The sequence below is a fragment of the Corallococcus interemptor genome (assembly GCF_003668875.1).
GTDB lineage: Bacteria > Myxococcota > Myxococcia > Myxococcales > Myxococcaceae > Corallococcus > Corallococcus interemptor.
On the sequence record NZ_RAWM01000164.1, the window covers coordinates 1 to 17,998 of the forward strand.

Below are 17,998 nucleotides of genomic sequence, written 5' to 3' on the forward strand. Positions count from 1 at the left end.
TTCCCGAGGAGGGGACGGAGGCCGGACTCGCACAGGAGCACACCTCGGCGCCCGAGGTGACGGCGGAGGGGCTGTGCCTTCCCACCGCCGCGGGCACCCAGCGGGTGAAGACCCTCCTGCCGCCTTCGGAGCTGGGCATCCCGCGCTTCGCGATGGGGCCGGGCAGCTTCGTGGACTTCCAGGGGACGCTGCACTTCGCGGTGAACGGCGAGGACGGCCGCCGGGGCCTGTGGCGGAGCACCGGCACGGACGCGGGCACCACGGAGGTGCGGTTCTTCCCTCCGACCGAGGGCGCCTTCACGCCGCTCCTGTCGCAGCTGACCGCCACGCCCGCGCGGCTCTTCTTCGTGGCGCCGGACGCGGCGCACGGCAGCGAGCTGTGGGTGAGCGACGGGACGACGGCCGGCACCCGGCTGGTGAGGGACCTGACGCCGGGCACGGAGGATTCGTACCTGACGCACCTGGCGGCGGCGCCGGGCTCCACGCTGGTCTTCTTCAAGGAGACGTACGACGCCGCGACGTCCTCCACGCGCAATGAACTGTGGCGCTCGGATGGCACGGACGCGGGCACGGTGCGCGTGCGCGACTTCGGCACGGCCGTGGACGTGAGCTACCTGGACGCGAAGCAGGGCAACGCGCTGCTGTTCTTCGTGAGCGAGCGTCCGGGCGCCATCTCCCTGTGGCGGACGGACGGTACTTCCGGGGGCACCGTGCAGTTGAAGCGGCTGGACGCGGGCCCCGACACCTACCCGAACGACGTGCGCACCTCCGGCGGGCTCACCCTCTTCAAGCTGGATGAGAGCACCGGCCTGCAGGAGCTGTGGAAGACGGACGGCACGGCGGGCGGCACCCTGCGGCTGGCGTCCTTCGGCGCCACGCGCTCCATGCGCGTGCTGGGCGCGCTGGGCACGTACGCGTACGTGACGACGACGTCCTTCAGCACGCAGTACATGGTGCTCTACCGCGTGCCGCTGGCGGGCGGGACCCCGGAGCCCGTCTTCACCCTGCCCAATGACTACGCGTCGCAGGGCTCCGCGTTCCCCTACATCGATGCCGTGAGCCAGGCGCCGGGGGGCCGGAAGCTGTTCTTCTCCGTGGCCATCGGCAGCAACGGCCCCGCGCCTCGGGACACGCAGCTGTGGGTGACCAACGGCACCGCCGGGGGCACCACGCTGCTGCGCCGTCCGCTGAGCCTGTCGGACGAGTACAGCTCGCCGGTGTACGCGGCGGCGGACAACCTGGTCTTCTTCAGCGCCTATGAGACCACGGCGGGCATCGAGCCCTGGGTGAGCAACGGCAGCGTGGCGGGCACGCGCCGGCTCAAGGACATCGCCGGGCCGGCCCAGGGGGGCTCCTCCTACCCGCGCGAGTTCTTCCGCCAGGGCAGCCGCGTCTACTTCAGCGCCTATGACGACACGCTGAACGCCCAGCTCTGGTCCAGCGCGCTCAGCAACACCTGCGCGGCGCCGGAAGAAGCGCTGTAGGCGTCCGCCGCCTCCCCGCCCGGGCTCCGGGCGGGTAGCCGTGCCGGGCGGAGGCGTGGGTGTTAGACACCGCCTCATGCCCACCGTCAGCGACAGCGCGCGCAGCGCGGGACTCCGCCTCGAACGCAGCCGGGCCTCCCGTCAGTTCGAGGGCCACGGCTTCCGCAACACCGCCCCCGTGGGTCCCGGCCTGCAGGGAAACCCGCTGCCGCTTCTGGGCGAGTACTTCTTTGGCGGCACGCGGCGCACGCCGCCCGCGCCGCTGCCGGTGGACGACCCGCGCGGCACCTGGGCCCGGGCGCCGGACACCGGCCTGCGCGTCACCTGGCTGGGCCACAGCACGATGCTCCTGGAGGTGGACGGGGCGCGCGTGCTGACCGACCCCGTCTTCGGCGACCGGGTCTCGCCCGTGTCCTTCGCGGGCCCCAAGCGCTTCCACGCCACGCCCGTGCCGGTGGACGCGCTGCCGGAGCTGGACGCGGTGCTGGTGTCGCACGACCACTACGACCACCTGTGCCGGAGCACCATCCACGCGCTGGCGAAGCGCCGGGTGCCCTTCGTCACCGCGCTGGGCGTGGGGCGCCACCTGGAGGCCTTCGGCGTGGCGCCGGAGCTGATCACCGAGCTGGACTGGTGGGAGGAGCACCGCGTGGGCCCGGTGTCCTTCCGCGCGGCGCCCTCGCAGCACTTCTCCGGCCGGGGCCTGGGCGACCGCAACGCGACGCTGTGGGCGTCCTGGGTGCTCACCACGGACAAGCACCGGCTGTTCTTCAGCGGCGACACCGGCCTCACGACGGAGTTCGAGGAGATTGGCCGCAGATGCGGCCCCTTCGACCTGGTGATGCTGGAGGTGGGCGCGTTCCATCCAAGCTGGGGCGGCATCCACCTGGGCCCGGAGAACGCGCTCAAGGCACACGCGATGCTGGGCGGCGGCACGCTGATGCCGGTGCACTGGGGCACCTTCAACCTGGCGCTGCACGCGTGGGATGAACCCGTGGAGACGCTGGTGCGGCTGGCCACGGAGCAGCAGGTGCGGCTCTTCACGCCGGGCCTGGGCCGGAGCCTGGAGCCCTCGCGCGTGGAGGGCGTGACGCCCTGGTGGCGCGACGTGGGCGAGCCGCGCCTCGTGCCCCGGCTGGCGCCGTGAGTCGAGGGCCGGGTGTAGAGTCGCGCCATGCGCACCGTCCCCCGGCTCCCCGTCGCGCTGTGGCTGGCCGTCCTGCTGCCGCCGCTGTGGGCGTGTGACCCGGCGGCGGGAACGCAATCCCAGACAGACGACGACCCGGCCCCCGGCGTGACGAAGAGCGCGAAGCGGGGCCTGGGGTATGGCTATCACTCGGCGGCGGACCTGAAGGCGCTCTCCCCGGGGATGAGCTGGTGGTACAACTGGTCGCCCAAGCCGGAGAGCGGCGCGGCCAGCGTCTACGTCGAGCAGAAGGTCTCCTTCGTGCCCATGGCCTGGGGCGGCACACCCACGGTGGCGCAGCTGGAGCCGGAGATTCCGGCGGGCGCGCGATACCTGCTGGGATTCAACGAGCCCAACTTCAAGTCGCAGGCGAACAAGACGCCCCGCCAGGCCGCGGCGCTCTGGCCCGTGCTGGAGGAGGTGGCCCGCCGCAAGGGGCTCAAGCTGGTGTCCCCGGCGGTGAACTACTGCGGCGACTGCGTGACCGAGGACGGCGTCACCTTCACCGACCCTGTTGTGTACCTGGATGCCTTCTTCAAGGCCTGCGCGAACTGTCAGGTGGATGCCATTGCCATCCACTGGTACGCGTGCGACGTGGGCGCGCTCAAGTGGTACGTGGGGCAGTTCAAGAAATACAACAAGCCCCTCTGGCTGACGGAGTTCGCGTGCGGAGACCGGCCGCACAACGAAATCACCGTGGACGTGCAGAAGCAGTACATGGTGGATGCCATTGGCTACCTGGAGTCGGAGCCCGCCATCGAGCGCTACGCGTGGTTCTCCGGGCGCAACAATGAAATCCCCTCCATCAACCTGCTGGGCGCCTCCGGCGAGCTGACCGGGCTGGGCCGCCTCTACGTCACGCTCGCGGCGGGCGCCTCGAAGCCGGCCCCCTGAGGGGGTACGAAGCCAACCTACACACAGGGTTGGACAGACGCGGAGACGTCTATTCGGTGGTCCTGGGATTCTGGGGCTAAGGTGGGCGCCCGATGGCGCTCGATGCAGGGGACACCTTCGGACGGTATGAGCTGGTGTCCTGGCTGGGCCGGGGCGGCATGGCGGAGACGTGGCATGCCCAGCTGGTGGGCGCCGCGGGCGTCACCAAGTCCGTGCTGATCAAGAAGGTGTTGCCCGAGTACGCGGACGACGAGGCCTTCATCTCCATGTTCATCAGCGAGGCGCGCATCTCCGCCACGCTGTCGCACGGCAACGTCGCGCAGGTCTTCGACTTCGGGCAGGTGGAGGGCGAGTACTTCCTCGCGATGGAGTTCGTCGACGGCAAGCCGCTCGACAAGGTGCTCAAGCGGGCGATGAAGAGCGGGATGCCCGCGCTGCCCGTTCCCGTCGCGGTCTTCATCGCGATGGAGATGTGCCGGGGGCTGCACTACGCGCACTCGCGCACGGACAGCAGCGGGAAGCCGCTGGGCATCGTCCACCGCGACATCTCTCCGGACAACGTGCTGGTCAGCTACGAGGGCCAGGTCAAGATCGTCGACTTCGGCATCGCGAAGGCGCAGCTGCAGCGCGGCTTCAAGACGGCGCCGGGGGTGGTGAAGGGCAAGTACCTCTTCTTCTCCCCGGAGCAGGCGCGCGGCGAGGACGTGGATGCGCGCACGGACGTCTGGGCCACGGGCGTCGTGCTGTATGAACTGCTGTGCGGCAAGCTGCCCGTGGACGGGCCGCCCCACGTGGTGATGATGAAGATTGCTCACGGGGAGATTCCCTCGTTGAGCCAGGTGCGGCCGGACCTGCCGGAAGCGCTCAACCGCATCGTCCTCCAGGCCCTGCACCCGGATCCGGCGCGGCGCTTCGCCACCAGTCACGCGTTCGGGGATGCGCTGGCGGGGTTCCTGTATGCGAATCATCCGCGCTTCTCGTCGTTGAGCCTGGCGCACCTGCTGCGGGTGCTGTTCCGCGGAGACCTGCTGAACGAGGGCCGGGAGCTGGCGGTTCCCGAGGACTTCCTGGAGGAGCTCAAGGCCTGGCGCCAACCCGTGGGGCAAGATCAGATGCCCACGGTGCCGCACCTGCGGGCCCTCCCGACGCCCCGGCCGCACACGGCGCCTGTCGTCGTCACGCGGGAGTCCCAGGAAGAGGATGCGCCCGCGCTGCCCACGGCGGAGATCTCACCGGTCCGCCGCTCGTGGGCGCCGTGGGTGGGGCTCGCGGCGCTGCTCGCGCTGGGCGGTGGCGTCTGGTGGACGCAGTTCCGGAGCGGACCGGAAGCCCCCGTGGGAGGAACCGCCCCGGAGACGCCCCAGGACCCGAAGCCGCCCGTGGTCGCGGAAGTGGATGCGGGCGTGCTTGTGGATCCATCACCGCCACCGCCGCCGCCCCCTCCTCCAGACAATGGATGGACCGAGGCGAAGGTGCGCGCGTTGCTCGATGACGTGTACCGCATGCACAAGAGCAGCAAGGAGCTGCCACGGGCCGCGAAGCTGGTGCAGACCTGCGTGGACGCCCTGCCGGACAACGCGGACTGCCGGTTGGCCGCGGGCATCACCTACGAAAAGCTCCGCTCCATCGACAAGAGCGCGCTGCACTACCGGGCCTTCCTTGAGCACGCCCCCGCCACGGACCTCCGGCGGACCGCGGTCTCGGAGCGTCTGGCGGCCCTGCCAACGCGCAAGCCGCAGGAGCAGACCCCCGCCAACGAAGCGGACCTGGAGTCCGCGCGCAGCGCCGTCCTGATGTACCTGGCCCGAGGACAGTTGAAGGAAGCGCTCGACGCAGCCAGTCAATGCGTGACGCGGCTCCCCCGGGAGCCCGAGTGCCACCTGCTACGGGGGGACGTCCTGGCGAAGCTGGGTCAGGTCGCGGAGAGCGCGCGAAGCTATGAGCGCTTCCTGGCGTTCGCGCCCGCGGACCATCCCAGGCGTCCGTCCGTCTTGAGGAAGCTCGCGGAGCTGGGGGCGACCGGCGCCAAGGAATGAAGGCGCGGCCGCTCGCGAGCCCGGCAGGCAGGGAGCCTGCGTTCGGGGTTTCCCAGGTTCCGTATAGGATGCGCGCCCCATATGGAACTGCACGCCGGAGATACCTTCGGACGGTATGAGTTGGTGTCCTGGCTGGGCCGTGGCGGCATGGCGGAGACGTGGCGCGCCCGGCTGGTGGGCGCCGCGGGCGTCACCAAGTCCGTGCTGATCAAGAAGGTGTTGCCCGAGTACGCGGACGACGAAGCCTTCATCTCCATGTTCATCAGCGAGGCGCGCATCTCCGCCACGCTGTCGCACGGCAACGTGGCCCAGGTCTTCGACTTCGGGCAGGTGGAGGACGAGTACTTCCTCGCGATGGAGTTCGTCGACGGCAAGCCGCTCGACAAGGTGCTCAAGCGCGCGATGAAGGCGGGCCTGGGTGCGCTGCCGGTTCCGGTCGCCGTCTTCGTCGCGATGGAGATGTGCCGGGGCCTGCACTACGCGCACTCGCGGACGGATGGCAGCGGGAGGCCCCTGGGCATCGTCCACCGGGACATCTCTCCGGACAACGTGCTCGTCAGCTACGAAGGCCAGGTCAAGATCGTCGACTTCGGCATCGCGAAGGCGCAGTTGCAGCGTGGCTTCAAGACGGAGCCCGGCGTGGTGAAGGGCAAATACCTCTTCTTCTCCCCGGAGCAGGCGCGCGGCGAGGACGTGGATGCGCGCACGGATGTCTGGGCCACGGGCATCGTGCTGTACGAACTGCTCTGCGCGAAGCTGCCGGTGGACGGGCCGCCCCAGACGGTGATGATGAAGATTGCCCACGGGCAGATCCCCGCGCCCACGACGCTCCGGCCGGACCTGCCGAAGGAGCTGAACGACCTGGTGATGAAGGCGCTCGCTCCGGACCGCAAGCGGCGCTTTGAATCCAGTCATGCCTTCGGGGATGCGCTGGCGGAGTTCCTTCATGCCCACTACCCGCGCTTCTCGTCGCTGAGCCTCGCGAACCTGCTGCGGGTGCTGTTCCGCGCGGACCTGACGCACGAGGGCCGCGAGCTGACCGTGCCCGCGGCCTTCCGCGACGAAGCGAAGCGCTGGGGCGTGCCCGCGCTCGCGAAGCTCCTGGATGCACCGCCGCCGGAGCAGGTCCAGACCCGGCGGATCGCTCGTGCTGTCGCGAAGCCTTCGCCTCTGGATACGACGGAATCCGAAGCCCCCACGGTTCCGGCAGGGCGTTCCCGCAAGGCGCTCTACGGAGCCAGCGCGGCCGGAGGCGTGGCCGTGGCGGGGGCCGCGCTCTGGTTCTTCATGGCCCCCCGCGCGCCGGAGCCTGTCGCGCAGCCCGCGCCCGTTGTTCCGCAGGCCGTGGTGACGGTCGAAGCCCCCGCGCCGAAGGCCGAACCCGAGCCGCCCGCGCCGGCGCCGGAAGTCGTGGCGGTGGTGGTGCCCGAGGAGAGTCCCGCGGCGCCTGAAGCCAGGCAGCCCAGCCGGAAGCCCTCATCCAAATCCGTGCGTCCCGCCCGGCACGTCCAGGAGGAGGAGCCGAAGCCTGTGCCTGTCGTCGAGGACCTCTCACCGCCGACGGTGGTCGCGGCCAGCGCCGTCCAGGAGACGCCTGCCGCTGTCCCAGAGAGCGCCCCTGCGCCCAAGAAGGGTGTCCTGGGCCTGCTCGACTCCAAGCGGCAGGAGGTGCAGCAGAAGGTCTCCTCGCTCGTGAAGACGAAGCAGCAGGAGGTCCAGCAGAAGTTCTCCGGCCTGCTGCAGAGTCAGGACTACGACGCCGCGCTGGAAGCCGCCAATGACTGCGCGGCGAACAACCCGGGCATGCCGGAATGCCAGCTCATGCTCGGGGCCGTGCACGCGAAGCTCAATCACCCGCGTGAGAGCACGCAGCACTACGAGACCTTCCTGAAGCTCGCCCCCGAGGACCATCCCCGCCGGGCGAAGGTCCTGGAGATGCTTGGGAAGAGCGGCACGGGGAATTGAGAGGCCGAGGCTTTCCACTCGCTGACATCCCAGGCGGGCAGGCCGGAGAAAGACAGCCTCCATTCGGCCATCCCCGGAATATGGGTTTAAGATGCCCCACCCATGGCACTCCAAGCGGGCGACGTCTTCGGGCGGTATGAGCTGGTCTCCTGGCTGGGCCGGGGAGGCATGGCGGAGACGTGGCGGGCGCAGCTGGTAGGCGACGCCGGCGTCACCAAGCCGGTGCTCATCAAGAAGGTCCTGCCGGAGTACGCCAACGACGAAGCGTTCATCTCCATGTTCATCAGCGAGGCGCGCATCTCCGCCACGCTGTCGCATGGCAACGTCGCGCAGGTCTTCGACTTCGGCCGGGTGGATGGTGAGTATTTCCTCGCCATGGAGTTCGTGGACGGCCAGCCGCTCCACCGCGTCCTCAAGCGCGCGATGAAGAGCGAGCTGGCCGGGCTTCCCATCCCGGTGGCGGTCTTCATCGCGATGGAGATGTGCCGGGGCCTGCACTACGCGCACACGCGCATGGACAGCAGCGGAAGGCCGCTGGGCATCGTCCACCGGGACATCTCTCCGGACAACGTGCTGCTGGGCTACGAAGGCCAGGTCAAGATCGTCGACTTCGGCATCGCCAAGGCACAGCTCCTCCGAGGCTTCAAGACGGCGCCCGGAGTGGTGAAGGGCAAGTACCTCTTCTTCTCGCCGGAGCAGGCGCGCGGGGAAGAAGTCGATGCGCGCACGGACGTCTGGGCCACCGGCGTCGTGCTGTATGAACTGCTCTGCGGGAAGCTACCGGTGGAGGGGCCACCGCACGTGGTGATGATGCGCGTGGCGCGGGGAGAAATCCCCATGCCGCAAGTGCTCCGCCCGGACCTGCCGCAGGAACTGAACGACATCGTGATGAAGGCGCTGACGCCCGACCGGGAGCAGCGCTTTGAATCCAGCCACGCGTTCGGAGATGCACTGGCGGGGTTCCTGTATTCGAACTTCCCGCGCTTCTCCTCCATGACCATCGCGCACCTGTTGCGCGTCCTGTTCCGGGGAGACCTGGCCCAGGAAGGCCGTGAGCTGTCCGTCCCGGGCTCCTTCCTGGAGGAACTGAAGTCCTGGCGAGCGAAGACCGAGCCGGAGGAGCCGGCGCCCTCGACCGAGCGCCAGACACGGAAGCTGCGTCCAGTCAGTCCGCACGTCACGGAGACGACCCAGCCCCGCTCCATCGTGGCGTCTCCTGGGACCTCGCGTCCCCTGCTCTACGGCTTGAGCGCGGGAGTCCTGCTGGCCGTGGGTGCCAGCCTGTGGCTCCTCATGGATACGCATTCGCCGGGGACCACCGGAGGAGCGCCACCGCCCACGCCGATTCGCGCGCCCATCGCTGTTGAGACGCGCAGACCTACGCCCGTTGTTCCACCCCCATCTGTCACGACACCCGCGCCCATCGCCGCACCGGAAGACAAGGTAGAGGTCGCCAGCACGACCGCCGTCAAGCCCACGGCCTCGAGCGCAAAGAATGGCTTCCGCCCTGAAGACATTACGAACATCCAGAACCAGGTCCGCATGCTCATGAGAAAGAGAGACACGCGGGGGGCACTTGAAATGGCGCAAAGATGCGCAGACAGCTTGCCCAAGGTTCCCGAGTGCCATCTCATGCTTGGCGTCGTTCATGCCAAGCTCGGCAACGTCAAGATGAGCGAGCAGTCTTACGGGACATTCCTGGCGCTCGCCCCCGAAGGTTATCCCAAGAGAGATCTCGTCATCAGAGTCTTGAGCGACCTGGCCAAGCAAAACTCAACCCAGTAATCACAACCTCACGACGACCTACGACTCATGGCACTCCAAGCGGGCGACGTCTTCGGGCGGTATGAGCTGGTCTCCTGGCTGGGCCGGGGAGGCATGGCGGAGACGTGGCGCGCGCAGCTGGTAGGCGACGCGGGCGTCACCAAGCCGGTCCTCATCAAGAAGGTCCTGCCGGAGTACGCCAACGACGAAGCGTTCATCTCCATGTTCATCAGCGAGGCGCGCATCTCCGCCACGCTGTCGCATGGCAACGTCGCCCAGGTCTTCGACTTCGGCCGCGTGGACGGCGAGTACTTCCTCGCCATGGAGTTCGTGGACGGCCAGCCGCTCCACCGCGTCCTCAAGCGTGCCGCGAAACAGGGCATGAACGCCCTGCCCATCCCGGTGGCGGTCTTCATCGCGATGGAGATGTGCCGGGGCCTGCACTACGCCCATACGCGCACGGACAGCAGTGGCCGGCCACTGGGCATCGTCCACCGGGACATCTCTCCGGACAACGTGCTCGTGGGCTACGAGGGCCAGGTCAAGATCGTCGACTTCGGCATCGCGAAGGCGCAGCTCCTCCGGGGCTTCAAGACGGCGCCGGGCGTGGTGAAGGGCAAATACCTCTTCTTCTCCCCGGAGCAGGCGCGCGGGGAAGAGGTGGATGCACGCACGGACGTGTGGGCCACGGGGGTCGTGCTGTATGAGCTGCTTTGCGGCCGGCTGCCCGTGGAAGGCCCGCCCCCCGCGGTGATGATGCGGATCGCACGCGGCGAGTTCGCGGCCCCCAAGGTCTTGAGGCCCGACCTGCCTGACGCGCTGAATGAGCTCCTGTTGCGAGCGCTCGCACCGGCCCGGGACATGCGGTTCGAGTCCAGTCATGAGTTCGGGGATGCGCTGGCGGGGTACCTCTACTCGAACTTCCCGCGCTTCTCCGCGATGACCGTCGCGCACCTCTTGCGCTTCCTCTTCAAGGCAGAGTTGAGCCAGGAAGGCAGGAAGCTGCCAGTCCCCCGCTCCTTCCTGGAGGAGATGAGCGCCTGGCGCACGCCCCTGTCCATCAGCGCGCCTCGCGCACAGCGCTCCCAGAGCATTGAGACCACGCCTTCCAATCCGGAAGCGCCCACGCCCATCCAGGGGATGCCTCGTCCGGTGCTCTATCCGCTGGCCCTGGCGGTGCTGGTGGGGCTCGGCGCATCCTGGTGGCTCCTGGCGAACGCGAATGCCCCGGAGGTCCATCTGGGTCCCCTCCCCGACACGAACGTCCTGCGGCGTGTCCAGGAAGTGCCCCCGGCCCCGCCTGAGGCCACGCCTCCGCCTCCCGCCACGCCCCGCCCCACGGAGGGCGCCGAGAATTCCAAGCCGGTCACCGTCGGTGACTACCTGGCGAAGATCCGCGGCTTCATCGGACAGCAGGACTTCAATACCGCGAAGGTCCTCGCCAACGACTGCGTTGTCCAACACCCGGATGCGCCGCAGTGCCGGCTGTTCCTGAGCGTGATTGAAGCCAGATTCCGGAATCTGCAAGCCAGCGCCGAACACTACGAAGCCTTCGTGCGGCTGAGTCCCGAAGGTGATCCCAACCGCACGCGAGCCATCGAACTGCTGTATTCATCGGACTTCGATCCGGATCCATTCGACGTGGTGCTCCTGCTGGGACAGCTGACCGAGGAGTCGCCCGGGATTGCATCGCAAGCCTCGGCGGCCTCCGGGCGCAGTGACCGGGATTGGAGCAGGTTGTTCTCCAAGCGGGCCGCCGAGTACGCCAAGAGAGGGAAGTACTACGAAGCGCTCGGCCCAGCACGAATGTGCGTCCTGCTCACGCCCCAGAATGCGGACTGCCATCTCATTCTGGGCGACAGCTATCAGCGCATCTCCAAACGCAAGCAGAGCCGCGATCACTATCTATTGTTCCTGTCGCTCGCCCCCGAGCCCCATCCCGCCAGGGGACGTGTCAGCGCCATCATCAAGTGATGACCGGTCCCCGTGGAACCCCAGGCCCTCCGCCACCTCCACGCCCGTCAGCTCGCGCCAGGCCCCTTCCGCCACGTCCAGCGCCACCCGCCCCACCGCCTCGCGGTGCAGCGTGAGCACCGGGTGCCCCACGGCCGCGAGCATCCGCTTCACCTGGTGATGCCGCCCCTCCGTGAGCGTGAGCTCCACCACGCCGGGTGCGCGGAGCGCGGCCTCCGCCGGACGCGTGGGGCCGTCCTCCAGCGTCAATCCCTCTCGCAGCCGCGTGAGCGCAGCCTCCGTGGGGAGCCCCTCCACGCGCGCCACGTACCGCTTGGGCAGGTGCGTCTCCGGCGCCGTCGCGTGCCGCACCAGCCGTTCATCGTTGGTGAAGAGCAGCAGGCCCGTGGTGTCCCGGTCCAACCGGCCCACCGCGTACCACTCGAAGCCCTGAAGCTCCGGCGGCAGCACCTCGCGCAGCCTTTCGAAGACAGTGCCCACGCCCTCCGGATCCGAGCCGTGCACCACCGGCCCCGCGGGCTTGTGGAACATCAACACCCGCACCTCGCGTGACAGCGCGCGCTCCACGCCGTCCACGCGCACCCGCGTCCCCTCCCCCACCGGCGCGAAGGGCTCCCGCTCCACCCGGCCATCCACCTCCACGCGGCCGTCGCGCACCGCCTGCTCGGCCTGGACGCGGGGCAGCACGCCGGCCCGGCCCAGGGCCCGCGCCAGCCAGTCCGAGCCCGGACCCGCCGGGGTCTCCGGTCCCCTGCGCCTCGCGGCCTCCAGCCACCTGGGCGTCCGTTGCTTGCGCGCCATGCGTCCTCCCGTGTGCCACCCGCTGTATCAGATGCGTCACGCCAGGGGATTCCCCGAGCACCTCGGACATCGCAGCGAACAGGAGCGCTTCCACGAGCACTCCGCGCCGTTTGACTCCCCCGGGCGGCTCTGCGCATGTGCGCGCCCGCCGTGTCCACGCCTCCGTCCGAAACCGCCGAAGCCCCGCCCGAGCTCGCCGTCTCCCTCGCGCCCCCGCCGCCCGGCCCCGCGGTGGCCTTCGTGCTGCGCCTGGGCCACGCGCTGCACCGCCACGGCACGCCCGCCCACCGCCTGGAGGGCCTGATGAAGCGGGTGAGCGAGCGGCTGGGCCTGGAGGCCCGCTTCTTCTCCACGCCCACCTCCATCTTCGCCTCGTTCGGCCCGCCGGAGGACCTGCGCACCAGCCTCATCCGCGTGGAGCCCGGCGACATGGACCTGGAGCGCCTCATCCTCCTGGACATGCTCGCGGACGACGTCATCCACGGGCGGCTCACCCCCGCGGAGGGAGCCCGCCGCGTGGAGGACATCCTCGCCCGGCCGGAGCGCTACGGCCCCGCCCTCCAGCTGCTCTGCTGGATGCTGGCGGGCGCCTCCGCCGCGCTGCTGTTCGGCGGCGGATGGAAGGAGATGGGCGTCTCCAGCGTCAGCAGCCTGGCCATTGGCGCCGTGGACCTGCTGACGCGCAAGCAGCCCACCACCGCGCGCGTGCTGGAGCCCGTGGCCGCCGTGCTGTCCGCCGCGTTCGCGGGGATCGCGGCCCACTTCTTCGGCCCGCTGCACAACGAGGTGGCCACGCTCGCGGGCCTCATCGTGCTCCTGCCCGGCCTGACGCTCACCATCGCCGTCAACGAGGTGGCCACGCGCAACCTCATCTCCGGAACGTCGCGCCTCACCCACGCCGCGCTCATCTTCCTGCAGCTGGGCTTCGGCGCGGCGCTGGGCAGCCGGGTGGCCACGGTGCTGCCTCCGGTGCCCACGCCGCCCCTGCCCGTGGTGATGCCTCCAGGGGCGGCCGTCGCCGCGCTCGTGGTGGCGGGCTTCGCCATCGCGGTGCTCTTCCGCGCCCGGCCGCGCGACTGGGGCTGGATTGCCCTGGCCGGCGCCGCCGCGTTCATGGGGGCCCGGCTGGGCGCGCTGCTGCTGGGGCCTCAGCTGGGTGCGTTCGCGGGCGCGCTGCTCCTGGGCGTCGGGAGCAACGCGCTGGCGCGGCTTCGCAACCGGCCCGCCGTCACCACCGTGGTGCCGGGCCTGATGCTGCTCGTCCCCGGCAGCGTGGGCTTCCGCAGCCTCGCGTCGCTGCTGGAGCGCGACGTGGTGGCCGGCGTGGACACGGCCTTCTCCATGCTGATGGTCGCGGTGGCGCTGGCGGCGGGCCTGCTGTCCGCCAACGCCATCATGCCCTCGCGCAAGGTGCTGTAGCGCCTCACGCCAGCCGCAGCAGGTACACCGCCGCGACCGCCACCACGAAGTACGGCACCAGCACCGCCGCGCCCGCGTACTCCTTCGCCATGCGCTGGCCGAAGAAGAGCGCCAGCAGCGACAGCGCGGAGAGCACCGCGCCCAGGTACGCGACGGCCGGGCTGCCGTTCACCAGCAGCATCACCGCGCCCACCGCGCTCAGCGCCCCGGCCGCCAGCTCCATCAGCGTGATGACCGCCAGCATCGGCGTCACCACGCCCTTGAGGGGCGACTTGGAGAAGTGGCCCGTCAACCACCCCAGGTTCCCCTTCCAGTCCACGACCTTGTCCAGGCCGGACTGCAGGAAGAGGATGGCCAGGAAGACGGCGCACAGGAGCTGCGGAAGCCAGAGCGTGAAGCGGGCGGAGTCAAAAGGCGGCATGCGCGCACTCTAGCGCCCCCCGCGCCGCCCCCAAGTCCGGTGAGCAGGCGGCCAGCCAGGCCGCAGGGAATGTTCCTGCAACAATCCGACCGGGCAGGCTCCCGGCGACAGGTCCGGCTCCCTAAATTGGCAAGGCCATGGCCTCCGATTTGGTAGCGCGACGCGTCTTCGTGGGTCTCATCCTGCTGTCCATCGTCCTGCTGTGCCTGGTCATCCGGCCCTTCGCCGAAGCGTTCTTCCTGGCGGCGGTGCTGGCGGGCACCTTCTACGGACTGCACACCCGGCTCAAGAAGCGCCTGCGAGGCCACGGCAACGTGTCCGCGGGCCTCATCGTCACCGGCATCATGCTGGCGCTGCTGTTGCCCCTGGGCGGCCTCACCGCCTTCGTCGTCGCGGAGGTGTCCGAGGGCGCCCGCTTCGTGACCCAGACCGTGCAGAAGGACGGGATGACGGGCCTGATGGAGAAGTTGCCCAGCGGCATCCGGGGCCCGGTGAGCAAGCTGATTGAACGGCTCCCGCTGGAGCAGGAGCAGCTCGACCAGAAGTTCCAGGAGCAGGTGACGAGCCAGGGCGGGACCGCCGCCAAGGCCGTCACGGGAGCAGTGGCGGCCACCGGCACGCTCGTCCTCCAGACGACGATGATGCTCATCGCCCTCTTCTTCTTCCTCACCGATGGCGCGCGCCTGGTGCAATGGATCGAGAGCGTGTCGCCGCTACGGCGCGGACAGACGCGGGAGCTCTTGCGCGAGTTCAAGAGCACCTCCGTGTCGGTGCTCGTCTCCACCATCGCCACCGCGGGAGTCCAGGCGGCGGTCGCGCTCATCGGCTTCCTCATCGTGGGGGTGCCCGCGCCGCTGTTCTTCGCGGGCCTCACGTTCTTTCTCGCTCTCATCCCCGCCGTGGGCGCCGCGGTGGTGGTGCTCTTCGCCGCGGGCCTGATGTTCCTCAGCGGCCACCCGTGGGCGGCCCTCTTCCTGGCCATCTGGGGCGTCGTCGTGGTGGGGCTCGTGGACAACGTCGTCAAGCCGCTGCTGGCCCGGAAGGGCATGAACCAGCACGGCGCCATCGTCTTCTTCGCGCTGCTCGGCGGCCTCGCGGCGTTCGGCGCGGTGGGCCTGCTGCTGGGGCCCCTCATCGTCGCCTTCTTCCTCTCCGTGGTGCGCATCTACGAGCGCGACTACGGCCGGCCCAACGCCCGCATGGGCGACCCGGCCACGCCGGGAGGCTCCATCCCGCCGGGCTCCCAGCACGTCGTGCTCACCACGGAGTCCGGCACGCCCATCACCGACACGGACGTGCCGTCCAACCACTGACGGCCCGTCAGGGCCTGGACTTCGCCGGAGCCGGAGCCGTATCCGGCCCCAGCTCCTTGAACGCCTCGCGCACCGCGTCCGGTGAGTCCGCCACCTTCGCGGCGATGCGGAGGCCTTGCGCGGGGGACAGCCGTCCCAGCAGGCTGCGCTCCAGGTGCTGATCCACGAAGGCCTGGGTGGTGTCCTCCTTCAGGTCCACCAGCGCCCCCTTCGCGTCCAGCACCGGCACCACGCGCGGTGAATTGATGAGCAGCACCGTGGGCACGTCCACGGCCTTCACCCGGCGGGCGACCTCGTCGCGCAGCTTCGGGTCGAAGTGGATGCCCTTCTGCCGCACCAGCGCGCGGATGCCCTCGTAGTCGCCGGTGGCCTTGATGACCATCAGCTGGGAGAGCAGCTCGCCCACGGCCTCGCGCATCCTGGCGTAGTCCGGCACCGTCAGATACGTGCGGCCGTCTTGCGTGACCTGCTTCACCACGCCCTTCTCCTCCAGGAACGTCACCGTCATGTGGTGGCCTCGCTGGTGGTCCTCCTCGAAGGCGTTGCCTTCTTCCACGCGGCGCAGGTTGGTGAGCCCCTCCACCAGGAAGTCCCGGTACATCTGCCGGGCGATGGCCTCGTGGTCCGGCGACAGCTCCGCGAGCGCCGGGTCGAACGCGTGCCACAGCGCGACCAGGTCCGCTCTCGCCTCCTCCAGCGTGTTGTCGTACTCCTTGAGGAAGACGGACGGGGACTGGCCCTTGAGCTTCGGGTCCACCTGACCGGAGGCGTGGCCCAGCACTTCATGGAAGGCCACCAGCCACTTGCGCGCGGTGACGGAGTACTTCCGCGCCTGCTCGCGGTCCTCGGCCGTGCGGGAGAACTCCAGCGCCAGGGGCAGCCGCGTCACGGCGGAGGCGGCGTCCATGACGTTGGTGATCATCACGCTCTTGCTGCCGTACTTCTCGCGGATGTGCTGCTCGTTGGGCAGGTTGATGCCCGCGGGCGGCTCCGGGTTGGACGTGATGAGGTTGATGGCCTTGGCCACCGGCAGCGCGACCTTCTTGCGGCGGTACTTCTGGGGCCAGGGTAGCCGGTCCTCGAAGTACTGGGCCTTCTGGCCCATGAGCACCATGATCTGGTTCTCCTTCGTGTCGCGGTAGTTGACCAGCGCCTCCCACTGGCCCTTGTGGCCGCGCGGGTCGACGTACGTCTCGATGAAGCCCAGGTTGGCGTCCACCTTCGGGTCCACCTTGAGCCACGCGATGTTGTACGCGTCCCAGTCCTTCGGGTCGCCGGTCTGGAAGTAGCGCACCAGCTTGCCCAGCGCGGTCTTCTGCGCGGGCCCGGCGGACTTCATCGCCTCCTGGAGGTGCGCGATGACGCGCGAGAGCTCCTTCGCGTACAGGCCCGGCTTCACCTTGCCGTCCGGCGTGCCCGCGCGGAAGACCTGCTCCACCAGCTTGCCGTCCTGCTTCACCACGCGCGAGTTGAGCGGGTGCTTCTCCGTGAAGCCCACCAGGTCCTTCTCCGTCACGCCGGGGCCGTAGGCCGTGTTGGAGGACGCGGTGAGAATGTCCTGGCCCGGGGGCGGAGCCTTGCAGGTGAGCTGCGGCTCGAAGGCCGCGTCGAAGAGGGTGGGCTTCAGGTCCTGGAGCCAGGCCTGGAGTTCGGCCTCGTCCTTCACGCTCCACGGCGCGCCGGCCTTGAGCGCGCGCGAGGCGCCGGCCGCGAGCTGCTCCGCGGTGAAGCCCGGGACGAACTTCTGGCCGGTGGCGCTGTCGTGGTTGCCGCCATGTCCGTAGAAGCGCAGCAGGTAGTCCGCCAGCTTCGCGTCGAAGCCGGACGCGGCGCTCTGCGCGTCCCGGCCGAAGAGCCAGACGCCTTCCAGGAGCTGCTTCGCCGGCACCAGCTTCCAGCCGAGCTGATCCAACGCGATGTCCTCGCCCGCGTGCGCCGCGAGCGTCAGGGACCACGCCACGCGCTTCTCCGCCAGGGACAGCTCCGCGATGCCCGGCGCGAACATCTGGGCGACGGCGGTGTTGCCGGAGCGGGCGCGGAGGAACTTCCCTCCGGGCACGGTCAGGGTGGGCTGCGCGGCCTGCGCGGGCCCGGCGTCAGGGGCCGGGGACTTCTGCGGGGTGGCGGGCGCGGCGGCGAGGACGGCGGCCAGCAGCAGCGGCTTCATGGGGGGCTCCAGGGAGACGTGACGGGACGTGGCTACCCCGCGAGCGGGGTGGACTCAAGCCGCGCGCCGCCGTGCCCCGCAAGGAATGCGCGGGAGGCCACAGGCTCGCGCAAGGTTTGCGCGAGCCGCCCGGCGCAGGATGCGCACCGGTCCCCGGAGGGCTCGAGTCCCTCACGGTATGGGGCATGCAGTGTCGAAGGCTGGACAGGTTCCACTCCTCTCCTCTATTGGATTGAGCCAGCGACCATGACCTCTTCGCTCTCCCTGCATCGCGCCGTCCTGCTCGTCGCTCTCGCCGCCTCGGGGTGCGCGGGCTCCGCGAAGGAGACGCGTGCGGACGCGCATCCCCTGCTGCCACCGCCGTCCACCTCGGTGGCGCTCACCGTGGGCTACGAGGAGGCGGTGAGGCTGGGGGCCGCGTTCGCGCGGAACCAGGACCAGGCCCTGCGGCTGGTGATGGCGAAGCAGGGAGAGGCGTCCTGGTGGCTGCGCTTCGCCTCGCCGGCGGGCCACCCGTCCCTGGACCTGCGCGTGGATGGACAGACGGCGAAGGTGGAGCCCATCCCCCTCCCGC

13 protein-coding genes are annotated in these 17,998 nt (G+C 69.7%); 10 read left to right on the forward strand and 3 right to left on the reverse strand.

From position 1 onward, the window contains the following. The 7 genes from D7X96_RS34990 to D7X96_RS35020 form a co-directional block, all read left to right on the forward strand. A partial coding sequence (locus tag D7X96_RS34990; protein ID WP_121771711.1) for an ELWxxDGT repeat protein occupies positions 1-1,484 on the forward strand: 1,484 nt, incomplete at its 5' end. A gap of 76 nt (positions 1,485-1,560) precedes the next feature. Beyond that, positions 1,561-2,631: an MBL fold metallo-hydrolase gene (locus D7X96_RS34995; RefSeq protein WP_120552683.1), complete on the forward strand. Its 1,071-nt coding sequence runs from the start codon at positions 1,561-1,563 to the stop codon at positions 2,629-2,631. Between the two features lie 27 nt (positions 2,632-2,658). Beyond that, positions 2,659-3,564, forward strand: a complete 906-nt coding sequence (locus D7X96_RS35000; protein ID WP_121771712.1) for a glycoside hydrolase family protein — start codon at positions 2,659-2,661, stop codon at positions 3,562-3,564. Positions 3,565-3,656: 92 nt separating this feature from the next. Further along, positions 3,657-5,600, forward strand: coding sequence for a serine/threonine-protein kinase (locus D7X96_RS35005; protein ID WP_121771713.1), 1,944 nt, complete (start codon positions 3,657-3,659; stop codon positions 5,598-5,600). An 81-nt stretch (positions 5,601-5,681) separates the two neighbouring features. Beyond that, the gene (locus tag D7X96_RS35010; RefSeq protein WP_120552680.1) at positions 5,682-7,565 is read left to right on the forward strand and encodes a serine/threonine-protein kinase; all 1,884 of its coding nucleotides are present in this window, start codon (positions 5,682-5,684) and stop codon (positions 7,563-7,565) included. A gap of 102 nt (positions 7,566-7,667) precedes the next feature. After that, positions 7,668-9,350: a serine/threonine protein kinase gene (locus tag D7X96_RS35015; RefSeq protein ID WP_121771714.1), complete on the forward strand. Its 1,683-nt coding sequence runs from the start codon at positions 7,668-7,670 to the stop codon at positions 9,348-9,350. A 27-nt stretch (positions 9,351-9,377) separates the two neighbouring features. Then, complete coding sequence (locus D7X96_RS35020) at positions 9,378-11,303, forward strand: serine/threonine protein kinase (RefSeq protein ID WP_121771715.1); 1,926 nt, start codon at positions 9,378-9,380, stop codon at positions 11,301-11,303. On the opposite strand, the gene D7X96_RS35025 is transcribed toward D7X96_RS35020, so the two are convergent. Continuing rightward, positions 11,235-12,104 (reverse strand): pseudouridine synthase, encoded by an 870-nt coding sequence (locus D7X96_RS35025; protein WP_120552677.1) that lies wholly within the window; start codon positions 12,102-12,104, stop codon positions 11,235-11,237. The genes D7X96_RS35020 and D7X96_RS35025 overlap by 69 nt on opposite strands. A gap of 135 nt (positions 12,105-12,239) precedes the next feature. On the opposite strand from D7X96_RS35025, the gene D7X96_RS35030 reads away from it, so the two are divergent. Continuing rightward, the gene (locus D7X96_RS35030) at positions 12,240-13,523 is read left to right on the forward strand and encodes a threonine/serine exporter family protein (RefSeq protein ID WP_121771716.1); all 1,284 of its coding nucleotides are present in this window, start codon (positions 12,240-12,242) and stop codon (positions 13,521-13,523) included. Between the two features lie 4 nt (positions 13,524-13,527). On the opposite strand, the gene D7X96_RS35035 is transcribed toward D7X96_RS35030, so the two are convergent. Beyond that, entirely contained in the window at positions 13,528-13,944 is a 417-nt protein-coding gene (locus D7X96_RS35035) for a DoxX family protein (protein WP_120553091.1), read from the reverse strand. A 137-nt stretch (positions 13,945-14,081) separates the two neighbouring features. On the opposite strand from D7X96_RS35035, the gene D7X96_RS35040 reads away from it, so the two are divergent. Further along, positions 14,082-15,257, forward strand: a complete 1,176-nt coding sequence (locus D7X96_RS35040) for an AI-2E family transporter (protein WP_120553090.1) — start codon at positions 14,082-14,084, stop codon at positions 15,255-15,257. Between the two features lie 7 nt (positions 15,258-15,264). On the opposite strand, the gene D7X96_RS35045 is transcribed toward D7X96_RS35040, so the two are convergent. Then, on the reverse strand, positions 15,265-17,424 hold the full coding sequence (locus D7X96_RS35045; RefSeq protein ID WP_121771717.1) for a dipeptidyl-peptidase 3 family protein: 2,160 nt from the start codon (positions 17,422-17,424) through the stop codon (positions 15,265-15,267). Between the two features lie 246 nt (positions 17,425-17,670). On the opposite strand from D7X96_RS35045, the gene D7X96_RS35050 reads away from it, so the two are divergent. Continuing rightward, positions 17,671-17,998, forward strand: a 328-nt coding sequence (locus tag D7X96_RS35050; protein ID WP_147468475.1) for a hypothetical protein, incomplete at its 3' end; no start/stop codon positions are given.